Origin of the sequence: Brevibacterium pigmentatum (assembly GCF_011617465.1) — a bacterium.
GTDB classification, from domain to species: domain Bacteria; phylum Actinomycetota; class Actinomycetes; order Actinomycetales; family Brevibacteriaceae; genus Brevibacterium; species Brevibacterium pigmentatum.
In genome coordinates this window covers 972050-998416 of the sequence record NZ_CP050153.1, presented here as the reverse complement: position 1 = coordinate 998416, position 26367 = coordinate 972050, and the positions used below count along the sequence as shown (strand labels likewise).

At 65.0% G+C, this 26367-nt stretch carries 23 protein-coding genes and 1 tRNA gene; 9 read left to right on the top strand and 15 right to left on the bottom strand.

Going from position 1 to position 26367, the window contains the following annotated elements; all coding sequences use genetic code 11:
* The first annotated feature begins 40 nt into the window (after positions 1–40).
* Complete coding sequence (locus GUY30_RS04370) at positions 41–700, top strand: histidine phosphatase family protein (RefSeq protein ID WP_167194399.1); 660 nt, start codon at positions 41–43, stop codon at positions 698–700.
* 76 nt (positions 701–776) lie between these two features.
* On the opposite strand, the gene GUY30_RS17890 is transcribed toward GUY30_RS04370, so the two are convergent.
* From GUY30_RS17890 to GUY30_RS04360, 3 genes are all read right to left on the bottom strand, one after another.
* The gene (locus tag GUY30_RS17890; RefSeq protein WP_228281675.1) at positions 777–926 is read right to left on the bottom strand and encodes an SRPBCC domain-containing protein; all 150 of its coding nucleotides are present in this window, start codon (positions 924–926) and stop codon (positions 777–779) included.
* A complete protein-coding gene (locus GUY30_RS04365; RefSeq protein WP_228281674.1) occupies positions 923–1288 on the bottom strand; it encodes an SRPBCC family protein in 366 nt (121 codons plus the stop codon). The genes GUY30_RS17890 and GUY30_RS04365 overlap by 4 nt, the downstream gene beginning before the upstream one ends.
* 94 nt (positions 1289–1382) lie before the next feature.
* Positions 1383–1733 carry an ArsR/SmtB family transcription factor gene (locus GUY30_RS04360; RefSeq protein ID WP_167194397.1) on the bottom strand — a complete coding sequence of 117 codons (351 nt, stop codon included), beginning with the start codon at positions 1731–1733 and terminating at the stop codon, positions 1383–1385.
* A 156-nt stretch (positions 1734–1889) separates the two neighbouring features.
* Here GUY30_RS04360 and GUY30_RS04355 point away from each other — a divergent pair, with 156 nt between their 5' ends.
* Positions 1890–2711: an HAD-IIA family hydrolase gene (locus GUY30_RS04355; RefSeq protein ID WP_167194395.1), complete on the top strand. Its 822-nt coding sequence runs from the start codon at positions 1890–1892 to the stop codon at positions 2709–2711.
* A gap of 390 nt (positions 2712–3101) precedes the next feature.
* A complete protein-coding gene (locus GUY30_RS04350) occupies positions 3102–4073 on the top strand; it encodes a hypothetical protein (protein WP_167194393.1) in 972 nt (323 codons plus the stop codon).
* A 290-nt stretch (positions 4074–4363) separates the two neighbouring features.
* On the opposite strand, the gene cls is transcribed toward GUY30_RS04350, so the two are convergent.
* From cls to GUY30_RS04330, 4 genes are all read right to left on the bottom strand, one after another.
* Complete coding sequence (gene cls, locus GUY30_RS04345) at positions 4364–5836, bottom strand: cardiolipin synthase (RefSeq protein ID WP_167194391.1); 1473 nt, start codon at positions 5834–5836, stop codon at positions 4364–4366.
* Between the two features lie 177 nt (positions 5837–6013).
* Complete coding sequence (locus tag GUY30_RS04340; protein WP_167194389.1) at positions 6014–7186, bottom strand: acyl-CoA dehydrogenase family protein; 1173 nt, start codon at positions 7184–7186, stop codon at positions 6014–6016.
* A gap of 58 nt (positions 7187–7244) precedes the next feature.
* Complete coding sequence (locus tag GUY30_RS04335; protein WP_167200687.1) at positions 7245–9242, bottom strand: acetyl/propionyl/methylcrotonyl-CoA carboxylase subunit alpha; 1998 nt, start codon at positions 9240–9242, stop codon at positions 7245–7247.
* A gap of 23 nt (positions 9243–9265) precedes the next feature.
* Entirely contained in the window at positions 9266–10879 is a 1614-nt protein-coding gene (locus GUY30_RS04330) for a carboxyl transferase domain-containing protein (protein ID WP_167194387.1), read from the bottom strand.
* A gap of 134 nt (positions 10880–11013) precedes the next feature.
* Between GUY30_RS04330 and GUY30_RS04325 the strand changes: the two genes are divergently transcribed.
* On the top strand, positions 11014–11640 hold the full coding sequence (locus GUY30_RS04325; protein WP_167194385.1) for a TetR/AcrR family transcriptional regulator: 627 nt from the start codon (positions 11014–11016) through the stop codon (positions 11638–11640).
* A gap of 67 nt (positions 11641–11707) precedes the next feature.
* Here GUY30_RS04325 and GUY30_RS04320 read toward each other — a convergent pair whose 3' ends face one another.
* The 3 genes from GUY30_RS04320 to GUY30_RS04310 form a co-directional block, all read right to left on the bottom strand.
* Positions 11708–12628 carry an NADP-dependent oxidoreductase gene (locus GUY30_RS04320; protein WP_167194383.1) on the bottom strand — a complete coding sequence of 307 codons (921 nt, stop codon included), beginning with the start codon at positions 12626–12628 and terminating at the stop codon, positions 11708–11710.
* 138 nt (positions 12629–12766) lie between these two features.
* Positions 12767–14944 carry a 3-hydroxyacyl-CoA dehydrogenase NAD-binding domain-containing protein gene (locus GUY30_RS04315; RefSeq protein ID WP_167194381.1) on the bottom strand — a complete coding sequence of 726 codons (2178 nt, stop codon included), beginning with the start codon at positions 14942–14944 and terminating at the stop codon, positions 12767–12769.
* A gap of 1 nt (position 14945) precedes the next feature.
* Complete coding sequence (locus GUY30_RS04310) at positions 14946–16154, bottom strand: acetyl-CoA C-acetyltransferase (protein WP_039211381.1); 1209 nt, start codon at positions 16152–16154, stop codon at positions 14946–14948.
* A gap of 251 nt (positions 16155–16405) precedes the next feature.
* Between GUY30_RS04310 and GUY30_RS04305 the strand changes: the two genes are divergently transcribed.
* Complete coding sequence (locus GUY30_RS04305) at positions 16406–16810, top strand: hypothetical protein (RefSeq protein ID WP_167194379.1); 405 nt, start codon at positions 16406–16408, stop codon at positions 16808–16810.
* Positions 16811–16980: 170 nt separating this feature from the next.
* Here GUY30_RS04305 and GUY30_RS04300 read toward each other — a convergent pair whose 3' ends face one another.
* Entirely contained in the window at positions 16981–17808 is an 828-nt protein-coding gene (locus GUY30_RS04300) for a CPBP family intramembrane glutamic endopeptidase (RefSeq protein ID WP_167194377.1), read from the bottom strand.
* 91 nt (positions 17809–17899) lie between these two features.
* Positions 17900–18094, bottom strand: a complete 195-nt coding sequence (locus GUY30_RS04295) for a hypothetical protein (RefSeq protein ID WP_167194375.1) — start codon at positions 18092–18094, stop codon at positions 17900–17902.
* 150 nt (positions 18095–18244) lie between these two features.
* Between GUY30_RS04295 and GUY30_RS04290 the strand changes: the two genes are divergently transcribed.
* Positions 18245–18985 (top strand): helix-turn-helix domain-containing protein, encoded by a 741-nt coding sequence (locus GUY30_RS04290; RefSeq protein ID WP_208091484.1) that lies wholly within the window; start codon positions 18245–18247, stop codon positions 18983–18985.
* A 174-nt stretch (positions 18986–19159) separates the two neighbouring features.
* Here the strand turns inward: GUY30_RS04290 and GUY30_RS04285 are convergent.
* Positions 19160–19232, bottom strand: a tRNA-Thr gene (locus GUY30_RS04285).
* A 209-nt stretch (positions 19233–19441) separates the two neighbouring features.
* Here GUY30_RS04285 and GUY30_RS04280 point away from each other — a divergent pair.
* Entirely contained in the window at positions 19442–20560 is a 1119-nt protein-coding gene (locus GUY30_RS04280; RefSeq protein ID WP_167194371.1) for a M20/M25/M40 family metallo-hydrolase, read from the top strand.
* 55 nt (positions 20561–20615) lie between these two features.
* On the opposite strand, the gene GUY30_RS04275 is transcribed toward GUY30_RS04280, so the two are convergent.
* Complete coding sequence (locus GUY30_RS04275; protein WP_167194369.1) at positions 20616–21773, bottom strand: DNA polymerase III subunit delta'; 1158 nt, start codon at positions 21771–21773, stop codon at positions 20616–20618.
* A gap of 1 nt (position 21774) precedes the next feature.
* On the bottom strand, positions 21775–24684 hold the full coding sequence (tmk, locus tag GUY30_RS04270; RefSeq protein ID WP_167194367.1) for a dTMP kinase: 2910 nt from the start codon (positions 24682–24684) through the stop codon (positions 21775–21777).
* Between the two features lie 130 nt (positions 24685–24814).
* On the opposite strand from tmk, the gene GUY30_RS04265 reads away from it, so the two are divergent.
* Both GUY30_RS04265 and GUY30_RS04260 read left to right on the top strand, forming a co-directional pair.
* Positions 24815–25549, top strand: a complete 735-nt coding sequence (locus GUY30_RS04265; protein WP_407645310.1) for a lipoate--protein ligase family protein — start codon at positions 24815–24817, stop codon at positions 25547–25549.
* A 91-nt stretch (positions 25550–25640) separates the two neighbouring features.
* Positions 25641–26135: a GNAT family N-acetyltransferase gene (locus GUY30_RS04260; protein ID WP_167194365.1), complete on the top strand. Its 495-nt coding sequence runs from the start codon at positions 25641–25643 to the stop codon at positions 26133–26135.
* The last annotated feature ends 232 nt before the right edge of the window (positions 26136–26367 follow it).

The window sequence follows — 26367 nt, the reverse complement described above, 5'->3', positions numbered from 1 at the left end:
GGAGCCCTGCGACCCGGGGGTCGGTAGGATCGAGCCCATCATGGCCATCACACGAACGCTCTTCGTCGTCACCCATCCCGAGTCACGACATCACCTCGAGTCGCGGGTCGGAGGGTGGCACGATTCCGAACTCACCGCCCGTGGTGAATTCCAAGCCGATCGCATCGCCGCCGCGCTGCGGTCACGGGTCCCGGCGGCCGCCTCGGTGCAGGTGTTCACCTCCGATCTCCGGAGGGCCCGCACAACCGCCGCGATCATCGCCGATCGGCTCGACAGTCGAGTGGTCGACCGCCCGGGCCTGCGCGAGAAGTCGTACGGAGTCGCGGAAGGGCGGGAGCAGTCCTGGCTGGACGAGCGGTTCGTCTTCCCGCCCGTGCCGGATGATGCCTTCGACCATGCGGCGCGGCTCGATCATGTCGAAGGCATCGACGGGGCGGAGACGCGGCGTGAGGCCGGGGCTCGGATCTACACCGCCGTCGACGAGATCCTCGCACAGCAGACCTCGCACCAGGTGGTCGTCACGCACGGCTTCGCCCACACGTTCGTCATCGGTCGGTGGCTCGAGCTGCCTCTCGAGGCGATGGGCCGGGCGACGTTCGCGGCACGATCAGGGTGCATCACAGAACTGGTCGAGGACAATCTGTTCGGCAATCGGACCCTGCAATCGCTGGCGGCGGTGGACCACCTCGGCGATGCCTGAGGTGGTCCACCGCTGTGAGAGCAGAGGGCATTTGCCTGCTCTTAGTGAGATGGCCGCCTGATCGGCTGTGCACCGGTCAGGCGCTCAGCTCGGTATCGAGTTCGCTGAAAGCCGATGACCATCCGTCGTACACGCTCTCGTCCGAACCCGAGTCGCCCGGCAGGCCGGTCAGCGTGAAGGTCATGCGAGTGCGGCCGGCGTCGAGCTCATCGAGTTCAATGCTCACGCGCGGGCCTCGTCGACCTCGCCGGGACTCCCCCACGTGAAATCGAGGCGGTCGGGTTCGTCGATGCGGAGGTACTTCCCGGCGGTCGGGAACTCCTGTCCCGTGTCGGGGATGCGCATCGTATAGGTGTACTCGCCTCCGACGCGCAGGTCGACGGAGACGGATTCGCGTGGGGTCACCAGCGTTTCGGGGTGGAACCAGCGGGCCATCACGTCCGGATTCGTCCATGCTTCCCAGACGCGGGCGCGCGGTGCGGCGAATTCGCGGACGATGGTGAAGCCGGGCTCCTCCGCCTGCGCGCTGTTCGAGTCGGTGGCTGTGCGGTCTGTGTTGATTGTGTTGTCTGTGTTCTCGGCGTTCATCGCTGTTCTCCTCCTTGAGTCGTGCATGATGCTTAAGTCGTTCATGATGTCTGCGTGATTCGCTTCGTCGTTTTGTCGATGTCAGGTCCGCGGTTCACTCCGCGGTCGGCGGATCGGTCGTTGCAGGGTCGGTGGGCACCTCCTCGGCGAGGATGCGATCGAGGTTGTCGAAGCGCTGCTGCCATTCATCGTGGGCCGACTGCAGCCAGACGGTCGCCTCGGTGAGTGCGTCGGCGTTGAGTGCGACGATGCGCTGCTGTGCGGATTTCGACCGCGTGATGAGGCCTGCAGTCTCGAGCACCTTGAGGTGCTGGGAGACCGCGGACCGGCTGATCGGCAACGGCTCCGCAAGCTCACCTGCGCTTTTGTCTCCCGAGCGCAGCCGATCGATGATCGCCCGACGAGTCGGGTCGGCCAGCGCTGCGAAGACGAGATCCATACTCATTTAAGCATCCCTTTAATTAAGTGATTACTACAATACACTTCTCTGACGTCCCATCAAGGGGCGCGCATCATCGGATCGGACTTCTCAGCACACTTGCGCCCAACCCGACTAGGCTGGAAGCAGCCGCTTCGGCCCACCCCGAGCTCGAGGAGAGACATGGATCGCGATTCGATCGACTGCTGGCTGACCGATATGGACGGCGTCCTGGTCAAGGAGAACAATCCGCTGCCGGGTGCCGCGGAGCTGCTCGCCCAGTGGCGTCAGGCTGACATCCCCTACCTGGTGCTGACGAACAACTCCATCTACACCGCGCGTGACCTCTCCGCCCGGCTGCGCTCGAACGGACTCGACGTCCCCGAGTCGAACATCTGGACCTCGGCGATGGCCACCGCGGATTTCCTGTCCAATCAGGTCGAGCACGGCACGGCCTATGTCGTCGGCGAGGCGGGACTGACCACGGCGATCCACGAGGCCGGGTTCGTCATGACCGAACACGACCCGGACTTCGTCGTCGTCGGCGAGACCCACTCCTATTCGTTCGAGGCGATCACGAAGGCGATCCGCCTCATCGATGCCGGCTCCCGCTTCATCGTCACGAACCCGGACGCCACCGGCCCCAGCCCCGAGGGCGTCCTGCCGGCCACCGGCGCCATCGCCGCACTCATCACGAAGGCGACGAACCGCGAGCCCTACGTCGTGGGCAAGCCGAACCCGATGATGTTCCGCTCGGCCCTGAATCAGATCGGCGCGCATTCGATGAGCACAGCGATGATCGGCGATCGCATGGACACCGACATCATCGCCGGGATGGAAGCGGGCATGCACACGGTCCTCGTGCTGTCGGGAATCTCCACCGCCGAGGATGTCCGCCGCTTCCCGTTCCGACCCAACGAGATCGTCAACGGAGTCCACGAGCTGCTCGATGTACCGCTGGAGAATCGCGGAGAACTCGGCCCTGACACCACCGGCTCCGCCTGAGGCGGCCCCGCACCTGCGGCGCCGGACAGACAGCCTCCCAGCGGCGAGAGGCTGGCGCCTGCAGCCTCCACCTGGCGACACACGGGTTGAGGCACACGTCGATTCGCCGAAAAACGGGCTGAGTGTCGAAACACGGGTGCGCGCAACCTCCCTCAACCGAGAAACGGGCTGAGTGTCGAGACACGGGTGTGCCCACGCGTTTTTCGACACTCAGCCCGTTTCTCGATGAAGCTGCCTCAGCGATCGCTCCGCGGCCCGCGGCCGCCCCAGCACAGGAGAGCACCCACGCCAGACTCCCCGGAACCCGATCACCCAATGCTGAATATGCGGTTTGATGCCATTTGATCTTTTTTCATTGCATTTATTGCGCATTTGGTTCATGCTTGATGAATGTTCCAAGTGCTGACGACGCGGCAGCTCCGTGAACTCGGTATGACCCGCAAACAGATGGCCGAAGCGGAACGATGCTGCCTGCGCAGAGTCAGGAAGGGCCACTTCGTGATCCGCAGGGCCTGTGACGATGACCATCACGGACCCATCCGCGGTCTTTCTACGGATCACGACACTTCGTTCCCGACTGTTTTCGGAGATCTGCGAGACGAAGCCGAGGAACTGCGGGTCCAGATCGCATGCCGCCTCGATTCTCTTCGGCCGGGAGATGTGTTCTCTCATGTATCGGCTGCGCTCATCCACCGTCTCGACCCGGCCTTGATCGAATCGTCGAAAGTCGAAATCTCCAGGGACTCCCCTACCCGCAACTACGATGACGTGCTGATGTACTCGCGAAGACTTCCACCGGAAGAGATCTCATCCGAGTTCGCTTATCCGGTCACTACTCTGCCAAGGACCTTGGCCGATGTTGCCCTTGACCGTTCGCTCGAGGTTTCCGTGCCGCTCATCTCTCAAGCGCTCCGTGCGGGACAGGTCGACCGGTCGGACATCACAGAGCGGCTGGTGAAAGGGAAGCGGGGACGCAGAAGAGCCCTATTGGCTGTCGAGCTCTCGAGTGCTGAATATGAATCCCCTGCCGAGGCGGTATGTGCGGTGAAATTCCACCGGTTCGGAATCACTGGGATGGTCCCGCAGGTCGAGACCGTCACAGAGTCAGGCAGATTCATCGGCCGAAATGACTTTCGGCACAAGTGTGCAGCCGTCGCAGTGGAAGTCCATGGTGTCGGCAAGTTCTACCTCAGCCCTGACGGTCCCGATGAAGCGTCCAAAACGAGCCATCAGCGCAATATGGATCTGCTCAATGCAGGCTTCACCGTCTTCAACCTGAGCTTCGGAGACCTCTTCAGGCCCCGTATTTTCGCCGCGATCAAGCGAGCTATCGAGACCGCGAACCAGCGAAAGACGGGCTGAGCGTCGAGACACGGGGGTGCCCACGCGTTTCTCGACGTTGAGCCCGTTTCTCGGTGAAGCAGCCTTGCCGCAACCCGTTTCTCGACACTCAGCCCGTTTCTCGATGTGTCAGTACACTGCACCCGAGCGCTTCAACAGCCCGTACATCGGAGAGCATCGGGGCGAGAGGAGGTCTCGCTACGAGTCAGGCGCCTCGAGCGCCCCGCGCTGCACCGCCCGCGCCGCAATGCGAGCGCCTGCCCCTCACCGCAGAACCCGCACCCGCCGCACACGCGGCCCCAGCTGCCCGGCTACTGGAGCGAAGAGGTCAGGCGCATGACGGACTCCATATACCGGCGGGACCACGGCCGCTTCTCCCATTCCTCCAGGGTGAGTTCGCGGCTGACGTCCTGGTAGCCGGCGACGACGTCGACGATGTCATCGACCAAGTCCCCGCCGGTGGTCAGCAAGCTGATCTCGTAGTTGAGGCCGAAGGAGCGCATGTCCATGTTCGATGAGCCCATCACGGCGTAGATGTCGTCGACGATGAAGCACTTCGTGTGGAGCACAGCGGGTTTCGGATACAGGAAGATCCGCACCCCCGCTTCGAGCAGCGACCGGTAGTACGACGATTGGGCCCGGTCGACCATGTATTGGTCGGCCTGCTCGCTGACGTAGAGCTCCACGTCGACTCCGCGCCGGGCCGCGGTCTCCACTGCGGCCAGCAGCGATTCGTCGGGCACGAAGTAGGGGCTGACGATGGCCAGACGCTTCTGCGCCAGATACATCATCGAGGTGAAGACCTTGAGGTTCGGCGAAGTCGTGAATCCGGGGCCGGAGGGAATCAGCTGCATGGCGCTCGTCGCTCCGCCGACTTCGGGTTCGTTGCCGTCCCGTTCGTAGGGGCGGATGCCCAGCGCCTGCCCCGATTCGGAGTACCAGTCGGTGGAGAACGCCGCTTCGATCGCTGCGACGATGGGCCCGGAGAGCTCGACCATGATGTCGTGCCAGTTCCGGCCGATCTGCGAGTTCTTCCTGTTGAGGTAGCTCGAGTCGATCATGTTCTGCGAACCCATCATCGCCTGTTTGCCGTCGATGACGAGCAGCTTGCGGTGGTTGCGCAGATCGATGCGCCGGGCCTTGCCCCGCCACGGAATGAACGGCAGCATCAGGTGCCATTCGATTCCCGCGGCGTTGAGGCGCTTGCCCAGCCGATGGAATCCCGGATACTTCCTCGACCCGATGTGGTCGAAGAGTACGCGGACTTCCACACCGCGCGCCGAGGCCCGTTCGAGTGCCCGGAAGAACACGTCGGTCGTCTTGTCCCAGGCCATGATGTAGATCTCGACGTGGACGTACTCGTGGGCCTCATCGACGAGTTCGGCCATGCGCTCGATCGAGGCTTCGTAGTCCGAGATCACCCCGTGGCTGTCGCCGGTGACCATCGGCAGCGCGGTCAGCGCCCGCCCCAACTGGGCGACGGAGACGAATTCCGGCGCGGCGTCCAGCGATGGAGGCACATCCGGCAGATCATCGGCGCCTTCGTGCAGGAGTTCGTTCGCTTCAGCCTGGATCCGTGCGCGGCGCTGATTGATATAGGGGCTGCCGAGCATGAGGAATGCGGGAATGCCGATGATCGGCACGAACAGGATGAGCAGCAGCCACGCCGATGACGATGACGGGCGACGGTTCTCCGGCACCACACCGACCGCGATGATCTTCACGATGTATTCGATGACGATCCAGGTCGTCGTCGCCACCGATGCCACCATGCTGAGATCCATCTGCTCCCACTTCCCTTCGGTCGCCGTCTCACCTCGGTGATATCGGACCAGAATATCGCCCGCCGAGGCGGCCCTGCACGTCCGTACTGATGTGCGGCGCCGCCTCGGCGGGCGATGTCGGCATGGGTGACCGACGGAAGGTCGGCACCCACACTCAAGTCAGGATGTGAACTGAGCTCAGAGTCCGAGTTCGCGGGCGATGAGCATGAGCTGGACCTCGGTGGTGCCTTCGCCGACTTCGAGGATCTTCGAGTCGCGGTAGTGGCGGGCGACGAGGTATTCGTTCATGAAGCCGTAGCCGCCGTGGATCTGGGTGGCGTCGCGCGCGTTGTCCATGGCCGCTTCGCCGGCGATCATCTTCGCGATGGCGGCTTCCTTCTTGAACGGCAGTCCGGCGAGCATCCGCGAGGCCGCGAGGTAGTACGCCGACCGGGCGGCGACGACGCGGGCCTCCATACGGGCGATCTTGAAGGAGATGCCCTGGAAGTCGGCGATCGGCTTGCCGAAGGCCTGGCGCTCCTTCGCGTACTTCACGGATTCGTCGACACAGCCCTGGGCGGCACCGACGGACAGGGCGCCGACGGCGATGCGGCCCTCGTCGAGGATGCGCAGGAAGTTCGCGTATCCGCGGCCGCGTTCGCCGAGGAGGTTCTCTTCGGGCACCTGCACGTTGTCGAAGGTGAGCGGGTGCGTGTCCGAGGAGTTCCAGCCGACCTTGTCATAGGCCGGTTCGGCGGTGAAGCCGGGGGTGCCGGTCGGGATCATGATCGTCGAGATCTCAGGCACTTCGCGGCCCGACTTCGACGTTCGGGTTCCGGTCACGGCGGTGGCGGTGACCAGGCGGGTGATGTCGGTGCCGGAGTTCGTGATGAAGCACTTGCTGCCGTTGATCGTCCAAGTCCCGCCCGCCAGCGTGGCCTTGGTCCGGGTGCCGCCGGCATCCGATCCGGCCTCGGGTTCGGTCAGGCCGAAGGCGGCCAGGCCCGAGGCGTCGGTGAGCTTCGGCAGCCATTCCTTCTTCTGCTCTTCGGTGCCGAAGCGGTAGATCGGCATCGCTCCGAGCGAGACCCCGGCCTCGAGCGTGATCGCCAGGGACTGGTTGACCCGGCCGAGTTCTTCGATGGCCAGGCACAGGGCGAAGTAGTCGCCGCCCATGCCGCCGTACTCTTCGTCGAAGGGCAGGCCGAAGAGTCCCATCTCGCCCATCTTCGCAACGAGGTCGTAGGGGAACTCGTGCTTGGCGTCGAGTTCGGCCGAGACAGGTGCGACCTCTTCGTCGGCGAACTTCGCGACGCCCTGGCGCAGGTCTTCGTATTCTTCGGGCAGCGTGCCCGGAACAAAGGTTTCCATTGTTTCCTCCCCGCTTGTGGCGTGGTTGTGGCGTGGTTGTGGTGTGAGTGGCTGGTGACTATTCGGTGGCCTCGGCTGCGGCTTCGTCGACGACGGTGGCGAGCACCTCGTCGAGTGCGACCTGGGCGCCTGCGACGGCGACGACGTTGACGATTCCGGCGGCGGGTGCGGTGAGCACGTGTTCCATCTTCATCGCCTCGACGACGACGATCGGATCGCCCTGTTCCACTGAGTCCCCGGTCTCGACCTTGATGTCGACGACGGATCCGGGCATCGGTGCAAGCACCTCAGCGCCCTCGAGTCCCGGCGTCAGCGACGAGTCCGCCAACGGTCGGGGGAAGACGTGGATTCCGGAGTCGGTGCTCACCCAGATGCTGCGGTCACGGGCGTCGGAGAAGATCCGGGCGGTGTGCTGGATCCCGTCGAGCGTGACGTGCCACAGACCGTCGGCATCGACGTCGACGGCTCCTGCACGGACGTCGACCTCGCTGCTCTGCCCGCCGCCGGCCAGGGTGACCGTGGGACGGAAGTCCGGACGCGAGATGCGCCAGGCGCTCGGTCCGGCCCACACCGAGGCGGTCGGCCGATTCGCTGAGAGCTCGGCGGCCGTGACCGGCCCGGTCAGGGTCGTGCCTGCCGCTCCCCCGGTGACCGTGACGGCTGCCGCCGCCAGCTGCGCGTGGAGCTCACCGGCGGGGTGCGCCAGCTGCTCCTCGCTGAGGTTGTCGATGAGTGAGGTGTCGAGGTCACCCGCGACGACCTCGGGCAGGCTCATGAGGGTGCGCAGGAAGTCGATGTTCGTCACGATTCCCGGCACCGCAGAGGCGGCGAGCGCCGAATCGAGGCGGGCGATGGCCTGGGCACGGTCATCGGCGCGGACGATGAGCTTCGCGATCATCGGGTCGTAGTCCGAGGCGATGGTCTGCCCGGCTTCGAGTCCGGCGTCGACGCGAATGCCCTCCCCCTGCGGGAAGACGACGTCGAGGGCACGACCGCCGGTGGGCAGGAATCCGCGCGAGGGATCCTCGGCGTAGATGCGGGCCTCGATGGAGTGCCCCGTCAACGTGGTGTCGTCCTGGGTCAGCGGCAGCGGTGCACCGGTGCCGACGAGCAGCTGGAGTTCGACGAGATCGACCCCGGTGACCTCCTCGGTGACGGGATGTTCGACCTGCAGACGGGTGTTCATCTCCATGAAGAAGAACTCGTCAGGGCGGTCGGCGCCGACGATGAACTCGACGGTTCCGGCGCCGACGTAGCCGACGGACTTCGCGGTCTCGCAGGCGGCCTGACCGATCCGTGCTCGGGTCGCCTCGTCGAGGAGTGCGGACGGGGCCTCCTCGATGACCTTCTGATGGCGACGCTGCAGGGAGCATTCGCGTTCGCCGAGGTGGATGACGTTGCCGTGCGCATCGGCCATGATCTGGACTTCGATATGGCGCGGGGTGGCGACGAGGCGTTCGAGGAACAGGGTGTCGTCGCCGAAGGAGCTCGCGGCTTCACGGCGGGCGGTCTTCAGCGACTCCGCCAGCTTCTCGGGTTCGAAGACCGCGTGCATGCCCTTGCCTCCGCCGCCGGCGGAGGGCTTGATGAGCACGGGGAAGCCGATGTCGTCCGAGGCAGCGATGAGGGCCTCGTCGCTCATCGCGGCGTCCTTCGTACCGGGAACGAGAGGCACACCGCGCGAGGACACCGCCTGCTTCGCGGTGATCTTGTCACCCATCGTCCGGATCGCGTCGGCTCCGGGGCCGAGGAATACGATTCCGGCATCGGCGCAGGCGGCGGAGAACTCGGCGTTCTCCGACAGGAACCCGTAGCCGGGGTGGATGGCTTCGGCTCCCGTGGCCTGAGCAGCGGCGATGACCTTGTCGATGCGCAGGTAGGACTCGGAGGCGGCGGCCGGACCCAGGTGGACCGCTGTGTCCGCGGCTTTGACGTGGGCGGCGTGGGCGTCGGCATCGGAGTAGACGGCGACGGTGCGGATGCCGAGACGGCGGCAGGTGCGGATGACGCGCAGGGCGATCTCGCCGCGGTTGGCGATGAGGACGGTTGTGAACATAGTGGATGTCGTCATGGAGGGGCTCACATTCTGAAGACGCCGTAACCGCTGGCATTCAGCGGGCGTTCCATCGGTCCGAAGCGGGCGAGTTCGAGGGCCATGGCCAGCACCTGGCGGGTGTCACCGGGTTCGATGATTCCGTCATCCCACAGACGTGCCGTCGAGTAATACGGGTTGCCCTGGGCTTCGTACTGGTCGCGGATGGGCTGTTTGAAGGTGTCTTCGTCCTCCGTGCTCCATTCTTCTCCGCGCGCCTCGAGCTGGTCGCGCCTGACGGTGGAGAGCACGCTGGCGGCCTGTTCGCCGCCCATCACGGAGATGCGGGCATTGGGCCACATCCACAGGAACCGCGGGGAGTACGCGCGGCCGCACATCGAGTAGTTTCCGGCACCGAAGGAACCGCCGATGACGACGGTGAACTTGGGCACGCGGGCGGTGGCGACGGCGTTGACCATCTTCGCTCCGTGCTTGGCGATGCCGCCGGCTTCGTAGTCGCGGCCGACCATGAAGCCGGAGATGTTCTGCAGGAACACCAAAGGCACGCTGCGCTGGTCGCAGAGTTCGATGAAGTGGGCGCCCTTCTGCGCGGATTCGCCGAAGAGGATGCCGTTGTTGGCGATGATGCCGACGGGGTGTCCGTCGAGGTGAGCGAATCCGGTGACGAGGCTCGTGCCGTATTCGGCTTTGAACTCGTGGAACTCGGATCCGTCGACGAGGCGGGCGATGACTTCGCGGACGTCATACGGTGTGCGTGAGTCCACGGGCACCACGGAGGTCAGTTCGTCCGGGGAGTGCGCGGGCAGGCGGGGTTCGATGACGTCCCAGTTCGCATTACCCTTCGGCCCGAGGGTGGAGACGATGTCGCGCATGATCTCCAGCGCGTGGGGGTCATTGGCTGCGAGGTGGTCGGTGACGCCGGAGACGCGGGAGTGCAGCGCTCCGCCGCCGAGCTCTTCGGCGGTGACTTCCTCACCCGTGGCGGCTTTGACCAGGGGCGGGCCGCCGAGGAAGATCGTCCCCTGCTCGGAGACGATGATCGATTCATCGGCCATGGCCGGGACGTAGGCGCCGCCGGCGGTGCAGGAGCCCATGACTGCGGCCAGCTGTGGGATGCCGGCCGCCGAGAGTGTGGCCTGGTTGTAGAAGATGCGGCCGAAGTGCTCTCGGTCGGGGAACACGTCGTCCTGGTTCGGCAGGTTCGCCCCACCGGAGTCGACGAGGTAGATGCACGGGAGGTCGTTCTCTTTGGCGACTTCCTGAGCGCGCAGGTGCTTCTTCACCGTCACCGGGTAGTAGGTGCCGCCCTTGACGGTGGCGTCGTTGGCCACGATCACGCATTCGCGTCCGGCGACCCGACCGATGCCGGTGATGATTCCGGCTCCCGGGCTGGCGTCGTCGTACATGCCGTTGGCGGCCAGCGGAGAGAGCTCGAGGAAGGGAGTGCCGGGGTCGAGGAGATGTTCGACACGGTCACGGGGCAGCAGCTTTCCGCGATCGATATGGCGCTGTCTCGACTTCTCGGAACCGCCGCGGGCCGTTGCCGCGATGCGCTCCCGGAGTTCAGCGATGAGTTCGGCGTGGGCCTCGGAGTTGACCTGCCCCGTCGCCGGACTGACCGCAGTTCCCACTGCTCTCATTCCATCCTCATTTCAGTTAATAACTCTTAACTGACTGCTATGATACTGGTCACAAGCAGAACTGACAACGCACGAGTTCGACCCCACCGACGACTTCCGTAGCGGTGGAGATGAGGCTGAGGGAAGGAGGCCGCATGTCGAGTCCGGACACGGCCAGACCGACGGCGCGGGCAGCGGCGAAGGCGGCCCGACGCAAGCAGCTGCTCGCGGTCGCGAAGACGCTCTATGCCCGTCACGGCTTCCACGGGGTGCGCCTCGACGACCTGGGCAAGGGTGCGGGAATCTCGGCACCGGCGGTCTATCGGCACTTCTCGTCGAAGGAGGCCGTGCTCGAAGAGCTGCTCGTCGGCATCTCCGCCTATCTGCAGTCCGGGGGCGAGGAGATCGTCTCCGCCAGCTGGGACACCACCTCGGGGATCTCCCCCGCCGAGGCGGCCCGGACCCTGCGTCGTCTCATCGACTTCCACGTCGACTTCGCCATGAGCGAGCCCGAGCTCATCCGCATCCAGGACCGCGACCTCGATGCACTGCCGAACGAATCGCGGCGGGCCGTGCGCCGTCTGCAGCGCGCCTATGTCAGCCGGTGGGCAGAGGTCGTCGAAGCCGCGCATCCGGCGTGGACGCTGGAGACGGCCACGGTGCGCGTGCACGCGACGTTCGGGATGATGAATTCGACCCCGCACCAGGCTCGCCGCTCCAGCGCCGAGGTGGTCGGGGTCGAATTGCGCGCCGCCGCAGCCGCGGCGCTGGGGCTCGACTGAACCTGATTGGATCAGCTGAGCCCCGCCTCGGCGATATCTCGATCACAGAGGACGGTCGCTGCGTCGGTCAGGGGACGACGACGAGTTTGCCGCGCACGTGGCCAGCGGCGCTGTCCTTGAACGCCTCGGGCACTTCGTCGAGACCAAAGGTTCCGGCAACCTCGACGGTCAGCTTGCCTTCGTCGACGAGGAGGCCGAGCCGGGCGGTCTCGGACCCGTCGGGCCGCACCCAGATATAGCGTCCGCCGTGTTCGGCGACGCTGGGATCGGCCACCGAGGCGTGCGCCCCGCCCTCGGCGAGCACGGCCAGGGTGTCGTCGAGGACTCCCCCGACGAAGTCCGCGACCCCGTCGACCTTGCCGTCGGCGACCTCGAGGACGCGCTCGACCAGACCGTTGCCGTAGGTCACGGGTTCGGCGCCGAGCCCACGCAGGTACTCGTGGTTGGCTTCAGAGGCGGTGCCGATGACGCGTGCTCCGGCGGCTCGGGCGATCTGCACGGCGAAGCTGCCCACTCCCCCGGATGCTCCGTGGATGAGCACGGTCCTGCCTTCCAGGTCACCGAGGGACTCGAGGGTGCGCAGAGCGGTGCCGCCGGCCAGCGGCAGACCGCCGGCCTGTTCCCAGCTGAGGCTCTTCGGCTTCGGAGCCACCGCATGGACCGGGACCGCAACCTTCTCTGCGAAGGTTCCTCCGCCCAGCACGTCCTTACGGGCATAGGCGACGACTTCGTCCCCGATGGAGAATTCCGGGGTGTCGAATCCGAGACCGACGACGACTCCGGCGACATCCCATCCCGGGGTGACGGGAAACTGTGTGGGCATGACCGGGTCGAGGTGACCGCCGACGAGCTTCCAATCCACCGGGTTGACCCCTGCGGCTCTGACTTCGATGAGCACTGAGGCCGGCGGCACCTTCGGGTCGGGCAGCTCCCGGACCGTGATGTCGTCGAAGTTCTCGGTGTAGGCGTCATAGACGGCGGCACGCATAGCAATGGCCTTCCGGTAGATGTCAGTGACACTGAGTCATCAGTGTGCCTGGACAACACCGGAAGGCCATCTGGCTATTCCGGAGGTCGGCCCGCCTCGGCGATCGTCGAGGTGGGGCCGACCTAGCTGACCTGCGACTTATTCGTAGGTCTCCCCGGTCTTCGCGCGCTCGACCAGCGAGGCCGGCGGGGTGAAGTGCTCTCCGTACTTCGCGGCCAGGTCGTTCGCCCGGTCGACGAAGCCCTGCAGTCCGCCTTCGTACTGGTTGACGTACTGGAGCACGCCGCCGGTCCACGCGGGGAATCCGATGCCGAAGATCGAACCGATGTTCGCGTCCGGCACCGAGGTGAGCACACCCTCGTCGAGGCATTTGATCGTTTCGATCGCCTCGGCGAAGAGCATCCGCTCCTGGAGGTCGGCGAAGGGCTGATCATTCGATCCCGATTCGTACTTCTCGCGCACACCCTGCCACAGCGTGGTGCGTTTGCCGTTCTCGTCGTAGTCGTAGAAGCCGGCGCCGTCCTTGCGTCCGGTCCGTCCCTGCTCGACCATCCAGTCGAAGACGGCTTCGGAGGGGTGGGCTATCCAGGTGCCGCCCGCGGCCTCGACCGCGTCGCGGGTCTCCTGGTTGATCTTCTGCGACAGGGTCAGCGTCAGCTCGTCGAGCAGCTGCAGGGCACCCGTGGGGTACCCGGCCTGCAGGGCCGCCTGTTCCACGCTGGCCGGTTCCACTCCCTCGCCTACGGCGGCGACCGCCTCGGCGATGAAGGTGCCGATGACGCGGGAGGTGAAGAATCCGCGCGAGTCGTTGACGACGATCGGAGTCTTCCGGATCTGCTGCACGAGATCGAAGGTGCGCGCGAGGACCTCATCGGAGGTGTTCTCGCCGCAGATGATCTCGACCAGCGGCATCTTGTCAGCCGGCGAGAAGAAGTGGACGCCGATGAAGTCCTTGTCCCGGGTGACGCCCTTCGCCAGGTCGGTGATCGGCAGGGTCGAGGTGTTCGAACCGAGGACCGCATCAGGCTCGACGATGTCCTGGATCTCCTGGAACACCTTCTGCTTGAGATCGACGGACTCGAAGACCGCTTCGATGACGAAGTCGACACCGGCGAAATCCTCGGCCGAGGCGCTCGGGGTGATCCGGTCGAGGACAGCCTGCGACTTCGCCTCGGTGGTCTTGCCCTTGGCCAGGGCCGATTCCTCACGCTTGGCGGCGTAGGCCTTGCCCTTCTCCGCGTTGGCGAGCTCGACGTCCTTGAGGACGACCTCGATGCCCGACTTCGCAGCGCTGTAGGCGATCGCCGCCCCCATCATTCCGGCGCCGATCACGCCGAGCTTCTTTACCTGACGAGGTGTGACACCGTCAGGGCGCGAGCCGCCGGAGTTGATGTGGCCGAGGTCGAAGAAGAACGCCTTGATCATGTTCTTCGCCACCGGAGTGTGGGTGACGTTGACGAAGTAGCGGGATTCGACCGTCAGCGCGGTGTCGATGTCGACCAGTGCGCCTTCGACCGCAGCGGCGACCACGGCCCGGGGAGCCGGCATCGGCGCACCCTTGCCCTGCTTGCGCAGCAAGGATGGCAGTGCGGGAAGCATGGCTCCGATCTTCGGCGAGGACGGGGAGCCGCCGGGGATCTTGAAGCCCTTGACGTCCCACGGCTGTACGGCCTCGGGGTTGGCCTTGATCCAGGCCTTGGCCTTGGATTCGAGTTCGGCCGCGGGAGCGAGTTCGTCGATGAGGCCGAGTGCCTGGGCGTCGGCGGCCTTGAACTTCGTCGACGGCAGGATGGCTTTCTGCAGTGCGGTCTGGATGCCGAGCATGCGCACCGACCGGGCGACTCCGCCGCCTCCGGGCAGCAGGCCGAGGGAGACTTCGGGGAAGCCGAAGCGGGCGCTCGGGTTGTCGTCGGCGGCGATCCGGTGGTGAGCGGCCAGGGCGAGTTCGAGTCCGCCGCCCAGTGCCGCTCCGCCGAGGGCTGCGACAACGGGTTTGCCGAAGGTCTCGAGGCGACGCAGCACCTTCTTGAGGTGTTCGACGGTTTCGAACTCCTCTGCGGCGTTGGCCGGATCGGCCTCGCGCAGCTTGTTGAGGTTACCCCCGGCGAAGAAGGTCTTCTTCGGAGAAGTCAGCACGACACCGGTGATGTCATCGACGTTGGCTTCGAGCCATTCCACGGTCGCCTCGAGGGCGGCCGCGAAGTAGTCGTTCATGGTGTTGACCTTGGCACCGGGCTCGTCGATGACGACGGTGACGATGCCATCGGCATCGGTGTTGCGCTGGTAGTCGGCAGCTGTGGTTTCAGTGTTCGTCATGTCAGACCCTTTCGATGATCGTCGCGATGCCCATGCCTGCGCCGATGCACAGGGTGACGAGTCCACGCTTAAGGTCGCGGCGCTCGAGTTCGTCGAGGACAGTGCCCAGAATCATGGCGCCGGTGGCTCCCAGCGGGTGGCCCATGGCGATGGCTCCGCCGTTGACGTTGACCTTCTCGTGGGGAATGTTGAGATCCTTCATCCACTTGAGCACGACGGCGGCGAATGCCTCGTTGAGTTCGAACAGATCGATGTCATCGACGGTCATGCCGGCTTTGTCGAGGGCCTTCTTCGTCGCCGGAGTCGGACCGGTGAGCATGATGGTGGGTTCGGACCCAGTGACTGCGGTGGAGACGATCCGGGCGCGGGGCTTCATCCCCATCTTCTGACCGACTTCCTCGTCGCCGAGGATGACGAGCGCAGCTCCGTCGACGATTCCGGAGGAGTTCGCGGCAGTGTGGACGTGGTCGATGGCTTCGATCCAGTGGTACTTCTGCAGGGCCACCTCGTCGAATCCGGTCTGTGCGGCGAGCTTGGCGAAGGCTGGTGGCAGCTGAGACAGCGATTCGACGGTCGATCCGGGACGCATGTGCTCATCGCGGTCGAGAACGGTGATGCCGTTGATGTCCTTGACCGGGATGATCGAATTTTCGAAGAGGCTGTTCTCCCAGGCCGCGGCGGCTCGCTTCTGCGATTCGGCGGCGAAGGCGTCCACGTCTGCACGGCTGAAGCCCTCGGTGGTGGCGATGAGGTCGGCACCGATTCCCTGGGGCACGAAGTACGTGTCATAGTTCGTCGTCGGATCCTGTGCCCAGGCTCCGCCGTCGGATCCCAGCGGCACACGGGACATCGATTCGACGCCACCGGCGAGGACGAGGTTCTCGAATCCGGAGCCGACCTTCTGGGCGGCGATGTTGACGGCTTCGAGCCCGGAGGCGCAGAAGCGATTGACCTGAACGCCGGCGACGGACTCGTCGAGGCCGGCGGCGATCGCGGCGACACGGGCGATGTCGCTGCCCTGTTCGCCGACTGGAGAGACGACACCGAGGACGATGTCGTCGATCTGGGAGTCGTCGAGGTCCGGATTGCGCTCGCGTACGGCGTCGATGAGGCCGGTGACGAGATCGATGGGCTTGACGCTGTGCAGCGCCCCGCCGCGGTTCTTACCGCGTGGGGTGCGCACTGCGTCATAGATGAACGCTTCGCTCATGTGTTCCTCACAGTCTGGATGGAAGACCGACCACAAGATCTGATCGATCGTTCAGTAACATTCGCACGTCCCATTGTGCCCCGGTTTCGGGTGACGAGCAACACACGCACGAGCGCCGGCGCAAGCAGAGTGAATTGGTCGTACACTCGCACTTCCGCAACTTCCACAGTTGTCGAATATTCCGCGTTTCCTTTCGACGACAGACGTGATTATGATAAGTCGACGCATCAACTCGGAACCCTTGGAGAATCATGTCCTTGACCACCCCTGCCCGCACGAAGACGGGTTCGAAGCTCATGGCACTGACCCTTGCTGTCGGCCTGCTCGCCGGCCCCATCGCCGTCGACGCGGCACCCGCCGAAGCTGCGACGAAGAAGTGCGCAGTGAAGATGTCGAATTCGAAGCCCCGCCAGTACTCGAACACCTGGGTCAACGTCTCGAAGGTCGGGTCGAAGGCCAAGGTCGAGACCCTTGCCCACTACAAGACGACAAAGACGCCGAAGTGGGCAACTGCTTCCAAGAAGGGCAAAGCCTCGCTCAAGTACTACATCTCCGGCGCCACTCCCGGCAAAGCTGTCAAGGTGACTGTGACGGCTAAGAAGGGCAAGACGACGTGGAAGTGCTCGACGTCGTTCAAACCGGTGAAGAAGCGCTGACGGCTGACGATTCGCCTACAGGCCGAGGACGCAAGTAGAGACGTATTAGCCCCTCTCGATCCAGCATGTACGTTGGATCGGGGGGGTTATCGCTTGTCCGCACGCGATTCTGTCCGGTGTGCAATGCGCCAACTCGTGAGTCCGTCGCTTCTGAAGGATTCGCCAGAGATCTACCGCAGGCAGGATGTTCGGCGCTGAAGCCGGCGGCGCTTTTCCACCTGCCAGACAGTAACAATCGCGATGGCCTGCGCGAGCAGAAGGACCAGCATATAGGGTCCTCCAGCGCCGGCGCTGCGGTCCTGGCCAATGCCGCCGCCCTCGGCGAACAGGGCACCGATGCCGTAGGCGAACACATTGTTCATAACGTGGAAGGCGATCGGCGCTTCGAGACCACGGCTCAGCACAGCCATGACCGCGGTGCTCGCGCCGAGGCCCAGGTAGTTCAGGATCATCCACGGATCCAGGCTGGTGTGGACGACGGCGAAAAGCACACTCGAACCGGTGATTCCGATCATGAGCGCCGGACGCGCGGCACGGACCCAGGACGCGTAGGAGGCGGTGAGGACGCCACGGAAGGCGACTTCCTCAGCCGCAGCCTGCAATGGCGTGGTCAGCACCAGCACCACCAGCAGCGCGATGGTTGTGCCGGAGACAGCGAAAAGCGAGAGCGGTGAGGGGTGGATCAGCTGGACCGCCGCATTGGCGAGGATCATGAGCACGGCGAACAGGCCGGCGTACACCCCCAGCTGACGCCACCGGAAAACCCGTCCCACGCTCAACGCGGATCGCCACGAAACCTGCCCTGCCTTCGTGAGAACGAGGAGCGCCAGCGGGGCCACGAGGATGGTCGAGAGATTGATCGTCAGGAAGGTCAAAGGTGTCAGCGAGGCGTCATCGGGATCTTTGTCGAGCAGACCGAGCTCGGTGAGGGCGGCGATGCCTCCCAATATCAGCTGGAGGCCGTAAACCGCCGCGACGACGACGATTGTCAAGACCAAGGGGACCCACCACCTCATCGACAAGTGCGCGCCGAAAGGACGTGTTGCGTCGACGGACGGGGAGGTGCTCGAGGGTTCGTTAAGGGTCGAGTCAGGCGAGGCGGTCATGGTGGTCCCCCTTAGGACGGTGCGAGTCGGACGAGACAGGGCCTTCGGTCGGGGCGATGGCGAAGCGTCGCCGGTTGGTGCCGAACAGCAGCCCGGTCGAGCCGCTCAGAGCCGCGATGACTATCTCATCGGTGATGGCGAGTTGCTTCTCGAACTCGTGCTGATCGGAGTTGGTCATGTGAGAGGTCCTACGCGAAGGCGCGTATGTTCACCACCATCGGAACCCGTGCCCCGGGGGCACAGTCAAGACCGTGCTTCCAATCCCCTCCCCCATCCACGAGTATGGAGGTATGTCTGTTCGCCCTGGTGCCCGTTGATGGCTTGGAGCATGCGCCAACTCGCGGGCCTCGCCGACACCACGGTGAAAGCGATCCGGCATTACCACGCGACCGATTTGCTCGAAGAGCCCGCACGCGCGGCCAACGGCTACAAGCAGTACGGCACTGCCCACCTGGTGCGGCTGCTGCAGATCAAACAGCTTCGGGAGCTGGGGATGTCGACGGCAGAGATCCGATCAGCAGGCGACTCGGAGGACATGTTCTTCGACACCGTACGCGCGCTCGATGCACGACTCGCGGCCTCCATCGAACGTGAACAGAGCATCCGGGCCGACCTGGCCGAGCTCCTCTCCCACCGCACCGGACCAGATGTTCCCGTCGGCTTCGAGTCCATTGCCGACGGCCTCACCGGGGCGGACAGGGCGGTCATAGCGATCAGCACACTGGTCTATGACGAACAGGGCATGCAGGACCTGCACGAAATGGCCGAACACCACCAGGACACCGACATCGCCTTCAACGAACTGACGGCCGATGCCAGCGCCGAGGCCATTCATGCTGTTGCCCTGCAGCTGGCGCCGGTGCTCCGCAGGATCCACGAAAGCTACCCCGACACACGGACTCCGCCCCAGCCGACGACAGCGCGCAAACGCGAGGCGATTCATGCCCTCTACCAGTCGCTGCCCGATCTCTACAACTCAGCACAGATCGCAGTCCTCGCGCAGGCGTACCATCTCGCCCAGGACAGCGGACCTTCGGACGAAGCGGACGCAAGCCGAAGTACTTCTTAGCGAACGTTGTGCCTCCGAATACTGCGACACCTGCTCAGCAGGAGCACCGACCAATCCGAAACGTCTCGAGGTATTCGGCCACTGTGCCGATTTTTGTGCCGAGGTGACCCTCTGCTGAACTAATCAAAAAGCCCCTCTGATCATCATTTCTGCTGACCAGAGGGGCTGTTGCCGAGCCGCCTGCGGGAATCGAACCCGCGACCTATTCATTACGAGTGAATCGCTCTGCCGACTGAGCTAAGGCGGCAACCGAACCAACTTTAGCCAACTTCTCTGCCAACGGTCAAAACGACGATCGCCCTCCTGGGCGGTTCCGGCAGAGAGCTTCGTCACCCCGTGCCGGCAGGCGACGACCGAGCACCTGCCCCGCCCATGAGCGGGTGCCGCCGGGCCGCAACCGGGCACCCGTTAACCTTGAAAGGACAGTTGGCTGACAAGCGAGAAGGTGAGACATCCATGGCAGAGATCGACTCCGACGACTTCATGAGTGATTTCCAGGCGCTCATCGAATGCGAGTCGTTCTCCAACGACCTCTCTTCCCTGGCCCGCAGTGCCCGACTCGTCTCGCGAATCGGCACCGGAATGCTCGGTGCCGCACCTCAGATCATCGAGACCGACGGTCACCCGCATGTTCTGTGGCGCTTCGGCACCGGATTGCGCAAGGTCGTGCTCATCGGCCACCATGACACCGTCTGGCCTACTGGCACCCTCGCCGACTTCCCGTACTCGGTCAAGGACGGAGTGGTCCGCGGACCTGGGGCCGACGATATGAAGGGCGGTCTGCTCATCGCCATCTATTCGTTGGCGAAGGTCCGTGCCGAACTCGGCCACCTCGATGGTGTCAGCCTCCTCATCACCGCCGATGAAGAACTCGGCTCCCCTGGTTCCCGGCAGATCATCGAAGACGAAGCGCGTGAGGCAAGGGCCGCACTCGTGTTCGAGAGCGGTGCCGCCGATGGTGCCGTCAAGATCGCTCGCAAAGGCGTGGCGATCTATCAGCTCGAAGTCACCGGTCTGGCATCGCATGCCGGAGTCGAACCGGAGAAGGGCATCAACGCCACCATCGAGGTGGCCAACCAGGTCGTCGAGATCGCTGGCCTGCACAAACCCTCGGTCGGAACCTCTGTCGTCCCGACCGTGATGACCAGCGGCTCGACAACGAACACCGTACCGGCCAAAGCCGTCGTCGGCATCGACTCCAGAGCCGCCTCGGCGGATGAACAGGTGCGCATCGACGATGCTCTGCGCGCCCTGACGCCCACCGTTGCCGGTGCGAAGATCGAACTCAAGGGCGGAATCAACCGTGCTCCGCTCGAAGAGGACATGGCGATGGGCCTCTACGCCCGCGCCCAACGGCTGGCCGGACGACTTGGGCATCCCCCGCTGCGGTCCGTTGCCGTCGGCGGAGGGTCTGACGGCAACTTCACCGCCGGAGTCGGCACTCCGACCCTTGACGGTCTCGGCACCGTCGGTGGAGGCTCCCACGCCCGCACCGAACATGCCCTGCAGATCTGGATTCCCCGCCGCATCGAACTCACCGCGGCACTCGTCACAGAGCTCCTCAGCGAGAGCTGAGGGGCCGACTACTCCCCCGGCGCTTCTCGACGCCGTCGTTTCAGGGCCCCGGAACTCAGATCGCGCCGGTGCGGTCTTCCTGCAGCCAGGGGTTCGACAGCAGCACGAAGGCTGCTTCGACGATGAGCACCGGCGACATGTTCGTCTGCAGACGCTGGCGAGCCTCGGTGATGGCGTCGATGCGCAGCAGCGTGGTGTCGGGACCATCCCGGTTCGCCTGTTCGGCGATGAGGTCGACTTCGCCGGCGTTGATCCACCCGTCACGGATCCCCAGCTGGTACATGAGGATGTCGCGGTAGAGGCTCATGAGCTCGAGGAAGATCCGGTCGAGCTCATCGTTGCGGGCCCGCACCGAGCGGCGCTTCTGCTCCTCCTCGAGCTTCCTGACCTGCGCTCTGGCCGACGGCGGAATCGTCTTCTCCCCTTCGACACCCAAGGTGGTCAGCAGCTGAGTCCGCTCGGCGGCATTGCGCTCTTCGACTCGTGACTTCGCGGTTTCGGCAGCGTTGTCGACGATGCGGCCGGCCAAACGGATCGTCGCCCCCACGGAGGTGAGTTTGCCGGGGATCGCCAGAATCTGTTTACGTTCGGCATCAGCCGATTCGTTGAGTGCGAGGTATTTCGCGCGCCCGATGTGGTTCTGGGCCACTGCGGCAGCCCAGTGTGCGCGATCTTCCGAGACGTTGTCGCGCTGCATCAGCAGCTGTGCCACGGCATCCCGAGAGGGGATGCGCAGTCGCACAGGACGACACCGCGACCGGATGGTGGTGAGCACATCGATCGGACTCGGCGCGCACAGCAGCCACACGGTTCCCGGAGGCGGCTCTTCGATGGCTTTGAGCAGCACGTTCGCGGTGCGTTCCATCATCCGGTCGGCATCTTCGATGATGACGACGCGCCATTTCGAGTTCACGGGCGACGCCTGTGCCTTGGACACGAGTTCACGGACCTCTTCGATCGAGATGACCGATTTCTGCGTCGACATGATCGTCAGGGACTCGTGATGACCCGACAGCACGCGGGCGGTCACGTCATTCGATTCAGTGCCCCCGGAGATGAGCGCGGCGGCGAAGGCGCGTGCCGCATTCGATCGGCCCGACCCGGGCGGTCCGGTGAACAGCCACGCATGGGTCATCGCCGCCGGGTTGTCGAGCGCATAGCCGAGCTGGGTGATGACGTCATCCTGGCCGACGAGTTCGTCGAAGACGCTCACTTCAGGAATCCTCCCGGTTGGTGAAGCGACGGTTGCTGCGTTCGCGCTGCCGGCGCAAGCGCTCCCGAGCCTGCCGTTCGATCTCGGCCTGAGCCTGCAGTCGTTCACGGCTCATCTCGCGGGCGGTGCGGGCTGGCAGAACCGTGGTCTCCGCGTCCCCGCCGTCGACCGAGTCGCCTGCTGCGTCATCCGTTCCGGTTTCGGCAGGTGGATCGGAACGGTGGACAACGCGAGTTTCGGCGTCTTCGGGGTCGACGCGGTTGACGATCCGAGTCTCAGCATTCTCGTCCGTGGCGATTCGGTCCGTCGGCACCCCATCGGCCTCGTCGCTGTCGTCGACGAGCGCCTCCGAGGCGGTCCCGCTGGCCGGCAGCACCGTGGTCGCCGCGTCCTCGTCGGAACGGTTCGGGGCCTCATCTGAACGATGCGAGCCCTTCGGTTCCAAGAAGCACGGAAGTTCCTCCTCGTCGCCTTCAGAATCCCGGTCCGCATTCTCATCCGCGGATGCCGGGGATGCGGAAGCGGCGGAGCGTTCCACATTCGCCGAGGCGGCCGGATCCTCCCGCAGATCGGCCCCGAGGTCGACGCGTTCGGTGGGAACCGCACCGGAGATCTCGGCCTCGGCGTCGGTGATCGCAGAGGGAACGAACCGATCGCTGGAGGCCGGGACGAAGCGCGGTCCGCGTTCGTGCACCGCATCGTCGATATCGTCGGTGTCTGTTGCATCAGCGGCTGCTCCGCCTATTGCTTCGCTGCCATCGACGGCGTCGTCTTCAATCTCGCGGGCATCGACCGAGTCTGCAGAGCTGTCGCCGGAGTGGGCGTCGTCGGAGCCGTCGTCTGCCTCGGCCGTGCCGTCGTCGGGCACGGTCCCGGCGGCTACGGCAGTGAGCGGCACGGAACTGCGTTCCGGTCCGTTGTCGGCCTCAGCCGTCGACGTTGAGGCGGGGGCCGCCTCGGTGCCGGTGTCGCGTTTGACCAGCGTCTGCGGAAGGCGGGCGCGGATGGCTGCGAGGATCTGTTCGGTGAGCTCATCGGCGTCGACCGAAGCGTCGAGGACGACGTACCGGTCGAGTTCCTTGTGGGCACGGGACAGGTAGGTCTGGCGCACCCGCTGGTGGAACTGCTGGTTCTCCTGGTCGAGGTAGTTGCTGTCGCCGCGCTTGCCCATCCGCTCGGCGGCGACCTCGGGTTCGATGTCGAGGACGATCGTCAGGTTCGGCACGAGCCCCTGGGTGGCCCACCGGCTGAGCGCGAGGATCGTCTTCTCGTCGAAGCTGCGGCCGGCCGACTGGTAGGCGATCGTCGAATCGATGTATCGGTCGGTGATGACGATGTTTCCGGCGTCGAGGCTGGGGTCGACCAGGGACGCCACATGGTGGGCGCGGTCGGCGGCGAAGAGCAGGGCTTCGGTACGCGGGCTCGGCGGATCGGAGTCGAAGAGGACTGAACGAATCTTCGTGCCCAGTTCGGTGCCGCCGGGTTCGCGCGTGGACTCAACGTGATAACCGTCATCGGCCAGGGCGGCGGAGATGCGTTTGATCTGCGTGGTCTTGCCCGAACCGTCTCCGCCTTCGATGGCGATGAAGAACCCGGCGCCGAGGCGCTCAGCCGAGTTTCCGAGCCCGCCTGCCGCGGTCTCGGGCTGGCTGGGCGGACGGAATCCGTGGACGATGTCGACGGACAGACCCTGCAGTTTGTGGGGGTCGAACGTGAAGAGTCCGATGACTCCGGCGACCAGCGCGGCGATGCCGAAGATGAGGAACGCGACGTCGCTGGGAGCCAGGATCCAGTCCGGGCTCGAACCGACTTCGACCGTGCCGCCGAGGTCGAGGGCGTTGATCACCAAGGCCAGGCCGGCGCCCGCGACGGCACCGTAGCGGCGGGAGAAGTCATAGGGCTGAGCGCGCACGCCGATGCCGACAAGGAACGCGATCGCGGCCGAGAGCACGACCTTGCCGGAGAGTTCGTTGATGGCGCCGGTGGCGAGCAGCAGCACACCGGAGACGAGCAGACCGAAGGTGGACACGCGCGGACGGGACATTCCGGGAGCGAAGGTCGGACCCATCTCGAATCCGATTGCCCATCCGACGAGACAGCAGGCGATGATGACCGCGAAGCCAGCTTGACCGTAGCCGTGGCCGATCGCCGTCGGCTGAGCGAGCATGAAGGTGGCGCCGAGGACGGCGAAGAGGCCGATGCACACCCACGGGTTCGCGATCGCCTCGGCGGGGCGGGCGACCCGGGCCTTGTGTTCAGGGAATTGCCCGGTCGTCGCGGACTCTGCGTGCAGGGCACGTTCGGGGGTGAGGAAGATGATGACGGACCCGGCGGCCATGCCGATGCCCACCAGCAGAGACACCCAGCCGAGCGCTTGGGTTCCCGCTGCAGAGCCGCCGAGGATCTGGAAAGCGCAGGAGACGAAGACGAGGGCGGCCGCGGGAATGCCGACACGGCGCCACGGCTTCTCGTGTCTGAAGGGGTTGATGCTCATGAGCAGGCCCACCACGGCGCCGAGGAACAGTGCCGCGACCCAGGTCAGCCACGCGCTGGGAGCCAGGCTGAGGACGACGAGGGCCGCGGCTTCGACGATCGCTGAAATGCTCAGAGCGGTCTTGCGCACCGCCGGAGGTCGTGAAGCGAAGACCTTGGAGGGGATGAAGAGGCCGGCGCAGGAGAGGGCGAAGACGATGAGCAGCGACAGACTGCCCAACTGATTGTCGAATCCTCCGGCGCTGAGAGACTCCCCCATGGCGGTGTAGGCGCGCCCGCCCACCGTCGCGACGAGTCCGCTGGTTCCTGCCACGACATAGCTGATCGCGACAAGAACGATCAGGGCACCCCAGGCGGCGGTCTCGGTGACCAGGCGGCCGGGGGCTCCGGGCAGTCGGTGTCCTGTAGTCGTCAACATGCTCACAGCCCTACACTATCTGGCCGAACTGACATATCTCTTGGAAACGAGTGCGATCTGCGACAACCCGAACCCGACCGGAGCCTGCCGATCCTCTACCCTTGAACTCGTGCACACAGACAGACTGGCGATGACCACGGTGGCCGCAGACGGTTTGGGACCGGTGGAAGAACTCGCGTTCGCCCGCGTCCTCCTCGATTCGGTCAAGGCCGGACGTCGCGGGGCGACTCTGCGGATGTACCGACCGGCTCCGACCCTGGCGTTCGGTGCTCGGGATCGTTTCCTGCCCGGCTTCGCCACCGCCATCGAAGCGGCCCGGGACCACGGTTTCACGCCTGCACTGCGCAGCCTCGGCGGGCGTGCGGCTGCCTACCATCCGGGATCTCTGGTCATCGATCACATCGAACCGAGTGATTCGTTCATCACGAACACCACCGCACGATTCACCGGTTTCGGTGAGGACTATGTCGAGGTGCTGCGGGGGCTGGGCGTCGATGCCCGCCTCGGCGAGATTCCCGGCGAATACTGTCCGGGTGAGCACAGCGTCAACGTGGCCGGTCGGATCAAGGCGATCGGCACCGCCCAGCGTGTGGTCTCCGGGGCGTGGCTGTTCTCGTCGTCCGTCGTCGTCGAGGATCCGGATCCGATCCGCGCCGTCCTCACCGATATCGAAGCCGCCCTCGGAATCGATTGGGATCCGTCCACGGGCGGATCGATCAGCGAGATCCATCCCGAGGTGACGATCGATTCCGTCGCCGAGGCGTTCGCCGCCTACTATTCCGACGCGAATCCGCATACGCCCCTGTCCCCCACCGCCGAGGAGCTGGCCGAGGTGGCCGCCCACGCGGACAAGCACCGGCTGTGAGGTCGGCGAAAGCTGTGGTCGGCACAGGCCGGGACAGCGCGAACCGCGGAGACTGAATTCCTTTGACCGAACGACTGTGGGAGCACACACCATGACCGTCACCATTCGTGAAGCAGAGCCGACCGACCTGCCCGACATCCTGCGCCTCGTCCACGCACTGGCCGTCTACGAGAAGGAACCGGACGCGGTCGAGGCCACCGAGGCGGATTTCGCCGCGGTGATGTTCCCCGACGGGGGTCAAGCGAACACGTTCGGCCTCGTGGCCGAATCCGGCGGCGAAGTCATCGGCATTGCGATCTGGTTCCATTCGTTCTCCACCTGGACCGGCAGGAACGGCATCTGGCTCGAGGACCTCTTCGTCGCGCCCGAACATCGCGGTTCGGGAGCCGGGAAGGCGCTGCTCGGTCGGCTGGCGCAAATCTGCCAGGAGCGTGGACTGACTCGACTCGAATGGTGCGTGCTCAAATGGAACACACCGTCGATCGGTTTCTACGAATCGCTGGGCGCGAAGCCGCAGGACGAGTGGGAGACCTACCGACTCGACGGCCAGGCGCTCACCGACTTCGCGGAGTCATCGCGCGGCTGATCTCGCCCCTGAGGCACTGCTGTCCTCGTCCCAGAAACACTGGAGTACGTGGCCGGTGTCGGCAAACGGCGATTGTTGGGTCGATCCACGGTGGAATCGGTCTTGAAATCACCGTGGATCGACCCAACAATTACAGGCCACGGGGTATCACTGGCCACAGGAGAAGAAACGTCTTTCGCCACCTGCCTGGACCATCAGGCAGGTGGCGAAAGCAGAGACAGGTGACCGCCGC

Bases quoted from the DNA above. Each gene is read 5' to 3' on its own strand.
- GUY30_RS04280 (WP_167194371.1), top strand. From the start codon at position 19,442: ATGGCAGAGATCGACTCCGACGACTTCATGAGTGATTTCCAGGCGCTC.
- GUY30_RS04265 (WP_407645310.1), top strand. From the start codon at position 24,815: ATGACCACGGTGGCCGCAGACGGTTTGGGACCGGTGGAAGAACTCGCG.
- GUY30_RS04305 (WP_167194379.1), top strand. From the start codon at position 16,406: ATGTCCTTGACCACCCCTGCCCGCACGAAGACGGGTTCGAAGCTCATG.
- cls (WP_167194391.1), bottom strand. From the start codon at position 5,836: ATGGATCTCAGCATGGTGGCATCGGTGGCGACGACGACCTGGATCGTC.
- GUY30_RS04320 (WP_167194383.1), bottom strand. From the start codon at position 12,628: ATGCGTGCCGCCGTCTATGACGCCTACACCGAGAACTTCGACGACATC.
- GUY30_RS04340 (WP_167194389.1), bottom strand. From the start codon at position 7,186: ATGGAAACCTTTGTTCCGGGCACGCTGCCCGAAGAATACGAAGACCTG.
- GUY30_RS04325 (WP_167194385.1), top strand. From the start codon at position 11,014: ATGTCGAGTCCGGACACGGCCAGACCGACGGCGCGGGCAGCGGCGAAG.
- GUY30_RS04295 (WP_167194375.1), bottom strand. From the start codon at position 18,094: ATGACCAACTCCGATCAGCACGAGTTCGAGAAGCAACTCGCCATCACC.
- GUY30_RS04335 (WP_167200687.1), bottom strand. From the start codon at position 9,242: ATGTTCACAACCGTCCTCATCGCCAACCGCGGCGAGATCGCCCTGCGC.
- GUY30_RS04355 (WP_167194395.1), top strand. From the start codon at position 1,890: ATGGATCGCGATTCGATCGACTGCTGGCTGACCGATATGGACGGCGTC.
- GUY30_RS04290 (WP_208091484.1), top strand. From the start codon at position 18,245: ATGCGCCAACTCGCGGGCCTCGCCGACACCACGGTGAAAGCGATCCGG.
- GUY30_RS04360 (WP_167194397.1), bottom strand. From the start codon at position 1,733: ATGAGTATGGATCTCGTCTTCGCAGCGCTGGCCGACCCGACTCGTCGG.
- GUY30_RS04260 (WP_167194365.1), top strand. From the start codon at position 25,641: ATGACCGTCACCATTCGTGAAGCAGAGCCGACCGACCTGCCCGACATC.
- GUY30_RS04315 (WP_167194381.1), bottom strand. From the start codon at position 14,944: ATGACGAACACTGAAACCACAGCTGCCGACTACCAGCGCAACACCGAT.
- tmk (WP_167194367.1), bottom strand. From the start codon at position 24,684: ATGTTGACGACTACAGGACACCGACTGCCCGGAGCCCCCGGCCGCCTG.
- GUY30_RS04365 (WP_228281674.1), bottom strand. From the start codon at position 1,288: ATGAACGCCGAGAACACAGACAACACAATCAACACAGACCGCACAGCC.
- GUY30_RS04370 (WP_167194399.1), top strand. From the start codon at position 41: ATGGCCATCACACGAACGCTCTTCGTCGTCACCCATCCCGAGTCACGA.
- GUY30_RS04330 (WP_167194387.1), bottom strand. From the start codon at position 10,879: ATGAGAGCAGTGGGAACTGCGGTCAGTCCGGCGACGGGGCAGGTCAAC.
- GUY30_RS04350 (WP_167194393.1), top strand. From the start codon at position 3,102: ATGTTCCAAGTGCTGACGACGCGGCAGCTCCGTGAACTCGGTATGACC.
- GUY30_RS04310 (WP_039211381.1), bottom strand. From the start codon at position 16,154: ATGAGCGAAGCGTTCATCTATGACGCAGTGCGCACCCCACGCGGTAAG.